Origin of the sequence: Trinickia sp. (assembly GCF_051961175.1) — a bacterium.
GTDB lineage: Bacteria > Pseudomonadota > Gammaproteobacteria > Burkholderiales > Burkholderiaceae > Trinickia.
Genome location: NZ_JBQCDN010000324.1, coordinates 1 through 4,110 on the forward strand (window position 1 = coordinate 1; position 4,110 = coordinate 4,110).

Sequence of the window (4,110 nt, forward strand, 5' to 3'; positions counted from 1 at the left end):
CGACGTGCCGCGTTTCTCGACGGGCATCGGCGAGTTCGACCGCGTGCTCGGCGGGGGCTTCGTAGCGGGTGGGGTGGTGCTGATCGGCGGTGATCCGGGCATTGGCAAGTCCACCTTGCTGCTGCAATCGCTCGCTTCGCTGCCCGAGGACCGAAGCGCGCTGTATATCAGCGGCGAAGAATCGGCGGCCCAAATCGGGTTGCGCGCGCAACGTCTGGCGTTGCTCGAGCCGGGGTCGAAGGCGGCCGACTTGAAGCTGCTGGCCGAAATCCAGCTCGAAAAAATCCAGGCGGCGATCGAAGCGGAGCAGCCCGACGTTGCTGTCGTCGATTCGATTCAGACGATCTACTCGGAAGCGCTGACATCGGCCCCCGGTTCGGTCGCTCAGGTGCGCGAATGCGCCGCGCAGCTCACGCGCATCGCCAAGCAGTCCGGTACGACCATCGTGATGGTCGGGCATGTGACGAAGGAGGGCAGCTTGGCGGGCCCGCGTGTGCTGGAGCATATCGTCGATACCGTCCTCTATTTCGAGGGCGATACGCACTCGTCGTTCCGCCTCGTGCGCGCGTTCAAGAACCGGTTCGGCGCGGTGAACGAGCTCGGTGTCTTCGCGATGACCGAACGCGGGCTGCGCGGTGTCGCGAATCCGTCGGCGCTGTTTTTATCGCAGCACGAGCAGATCGTGCCCGGCTCCTGCGTGCTCGTGACGCAAGAAGGTTCGCGTCCGTTGCTCGTGGAAATCCAGGCGCTCGTCGATACGGCGCAAGTGCCGAATCCGCGCAGGCTTGCGGTCGGGCTGGAGCAGAACCGGCTCGCCATGCTGTTGGCCGTTTTGCATCGCCACGCCGGCATTGGCTGCTTCGATCAGGACGTGTTTTTGAATGCCGTCGGCGGCGTCAAGATCGCGGAGCCGGCTGCCGATCTGGCCGTGCTGCTTGCGATTCACTCATCGATGCGTAACAAACCGCTGCCGAAGGGTTTGATCGTGTTCGGCGAAGTGGGGCTGGCGGGCGAAATTCGGCCCTCGCCGCGCGGGCAAGAGCGGTTGAAAGAGGCGGCGAAGCTCGGCTTTACGGCGGCTTTGATTCCAAAGGCGAACGCGCCGAAGCAAGCGATCGACGGGTTGCAGGTGTTGGCCGTCGATCGTATCGAGCAAGCGATCGATCGGGTCAAGGAGCTTGAATAGATCGTACGAAGCGGCGCCCGGCACGCCGCTTTTCACGAGGGCCTACCTTCACCGGTCGCCGCCGGGCCGGCCCGTTTGCGTCGGCGCCGTCGTCTGAAAAAGCACGTGCGCGCGTGCTTCCTCGGCCGTCAGCACGGGAGAGACGCAGCAATCGCGCGGCTCCAGCAATTCAACCCACGTTTTCAATCGATGCGTGGCGATATGCGCGGCCAGCTCGCGTGTCAGCGCAACCGCGTCGGGCCCCCCGATGACCTGACCGAGGCTCCAGTGGCGAGCGGCCCAATCGGCGCGGCCGAGTGCCCGGCATAGCCGCTCCCAGAACTTCAATTCGAGTGCGCCCACGGCGAGCCAACGGCCGTCGGCCGTGCGGTAGACGTTGTAGCAAGGCACGCCGCCGTTGAGCAGCCCGTGGCCCGCATGCAATGTGTCGAGGCCGGACGGCTCGCCCCGGCCGGCGTTCTCGAGCGTAGCCCGGGCGACGATGTTGTTGGCGTGGATCGCATGCGTCATCGACACGTCGACGAACGCGCCGTCACCACCGCGCGAGACCTGCCACAGCGCGGCCAGGATGCGTGTGACAGCGGGCAGCGCGCCGCCGAGCATATCGGCGATCTGGAGGTTCGGGACGACAGGCGTACCGTCCGGTGTCGCGATTTGATCGAGCACGCCCGCATAGGCCAGATAGTTCAGATCGTGGCCAGGCCGCTGCGAAAACGAACCTTCGGCGCCGTAGCCGGTGATCGAACAGTAGACGAGCTTCGGGTTGATTTTGGCCAGGCTCAAGTAATCGAGCCCGAGCTTGCTCATGACGCCGGGGCGGAAGCTTTCGACGAGTACATGAGATTCGCGTACGAGCGCGCGCAAGACGGTGCGTCCGGTTTCGGACTTCAAATCGAGCCGCGTCTCCCGCTTGCCTCGATTGACGAGACGATAAAAGGCGCTCGGTACACCGCTCGCGCGGTCGGCCGGCGCCTGCATCATGGCACGGGCCGGATCGCCGGTGCCCGGTTCCTCGATCTTGAGGACGTCGGCGCCCAGTTCCGCGAGCCGCAATGTCGCGAGCGGGCCGGGCAGCAGACGGGTGAGATCCAGCACACGCAAACCTTGCAGCGGAGCATCGGTCGTCAACTTGGACCTCCTGTCGATTCGTCGATTCTTGTCCAGGCCGCCCTCTGGGCATGAGGGCCAGGGGCGCTGCTGGCCGCGGCCACGCTTCAGCCGATCTGTTCCAGCTCCTCCTGTGCCTCGAGCCATTGCGCTTCGAGTGTTTCAAGCCGTGCCTGGACTTCGCCCTGGCGCCTGAGCGCGTCCGTCAGCTTCGCTTTCATGGCCGGCTCGTAGCTTTCCGGCGCGGCAACGAACGCGTCGAGCGTCGCCTTTTCCACATTGAGCGTATCCATCTCCTTTTCGAGTTTGGCGATACGGCTTTGCAGCGGCTTTTTCAGATGCGCAACCTTCTGACGCGCTTCCGCTTCCTGACGACGCTGATCCTTGCGGTTGCCGGCCGAAGCTTCGCTTGTACGTGCGCTATCGCCGGTTGCACTCGCCTGGCTCGCCGCCTTGGCCGCCGCGCGCGTCTCGGCCGCGTGTTGCAGCAGCCAATCGCGGTAATCGTCGAGATCGCCGTCGAACGGTTGCAAACGATGCTTGGCGACGAGCATGAATTGATCCGTGCTTGCGCGCAACAAGTGCCGATCGTGCGAGACGAGGATTAGCGTGCCTTCGAATTGCGCGAGCGCCATGGTGAGCGCATGGCGCGTTTCGAGATCGAGGTGGTTCGTCGGTTCGTCGAGCAGGAGCAAATTCGGCTTTTGCCAGATGATGAGCGCCAGCGCGAGCCGGGCTTTCTCGCCGCCGGAGAACGGCGCGATCGGGGAGGCCGCCATGTCGCCCGAAAAATTGAAGCCGCCGAGGAAGTCGCGCAGCTCCTGTTCGCGTGTCTCGGGAGCGATGCGGGCCAAATGCGCGAGCGGGGAATCGTCGGGCCGCAGCGTTTCGAGTTGATGCTGAGCGAAATAGCCGATCGCCAGCCCGCGGCCGGCGCGCATCGTGCCGCCGAGCGCCTCGAGCGTGCCGGCGAGCGTTTTGACGAGCGTCGACTTACCCTGGCCGTTGGCGCCGAGCAGGCCGATACGCTGACCGTTCTGTACCGACAGCGTCACGCCGTCGAGAATCGGAATCTCGATGGCTTCATCCGTTCGATAGCCGCAGCGCACATCTTCCATGACCAGCATCGGATTCGGCGCGGCGTCGGGCGTGCGGAATTCGAACGTGAACGGCGAGGCCGCGTGCGCGGGCGCGATTCGCTCCATCTTTTCGAGCGCTTTCACCCGGCTCTGCGCCTGGCGTGCTTTCGTCGCCTTCGCTTTGAAGCGGTCGATGAAGCTTTGCAGATGCGCGATCGTCTTCTGCTGCTTCTCGTAGGCGTTTTGCTGCAGCGCAAGTTGTTGCGCACGCAGGATTTCGAACTGCGAGTAGTTGCCGCCGTAGCGCTTCACCTGCCGGTTTTCAAGATGCAGCGTGACGTTGCAGACGGAATCGAGGAATTCCCGATCGTGCGAAATGATGACGAGCGTGCCCGCATAGCGGCCGAGCCAGTCTTCGAGCCAGACGATGGCGTCGAGATCCAGGTGGTTCGTCGGTTCGTCGAGCAGCAGCAGATCGGAACGGCACATGAGCGCTTGCGCCAAATTCAGACGCATGCGCCAGCCGCCCGAAAAGCTTGCCACCTGCTCGCGCGTCTGCGCGAGCGTGAAGCCCAGACCGAGCAACAGCGCTTCGGCGCGGGCGGGGGCGGTGGAGCCGTCGGCGTCGGCGAATGCCGCGTGCGCGTGCGCCAGTGCTTCGCCGTCGTGCGCGGCTTCGGTGTGGGCGATCCGGGCCTCGATTTCGCGCAGGGCCGCATCGCCGTCGAGCGTATATTC

3 protein-coding genes are annotated in these 4,110 nt (G+C 64.6%); 1 reads left to right on the top strand and 2 read right to left on the bottom strand.

From position 1 onward, the window contains the following. The coding region (radA, locus tag ACTHL0_RS19505; RefSeq protein WP_440568510.1) for a DNA repair protein RadA at nt 1-1,186 on the top strand (1,186 nt) is incomplete at its 5' end. A gap of 48 nt (nt 1,187-1,234) precedes the next feature. Here radA and ACTHL0_RS19510 read toward each other — a convergent pair. Then, nucleotides 1,235-2,314: a CaiB/BaiF CoA transferase family protein gene (locus ACTHL0_RS19510; RefSeq protein WP_440568511.1), complete on the bottom strand. Its 1,080-nt coding sequence runs from the start codon at nt 2,312-2,314 to the stop codon at nt 1,235-1,237. An 86-nt stretch (nt 2,315-2,400) separates the two neighbouring features. After that, the coding region (locus tag ACTHL0_RS19515) for an ATP-binding cassette domain-containing protein (RefSeq protein WP_440568512.1) at nt 2,401-4,110 on the bottom strand (1,710 nt) is incomplete at its 5' end.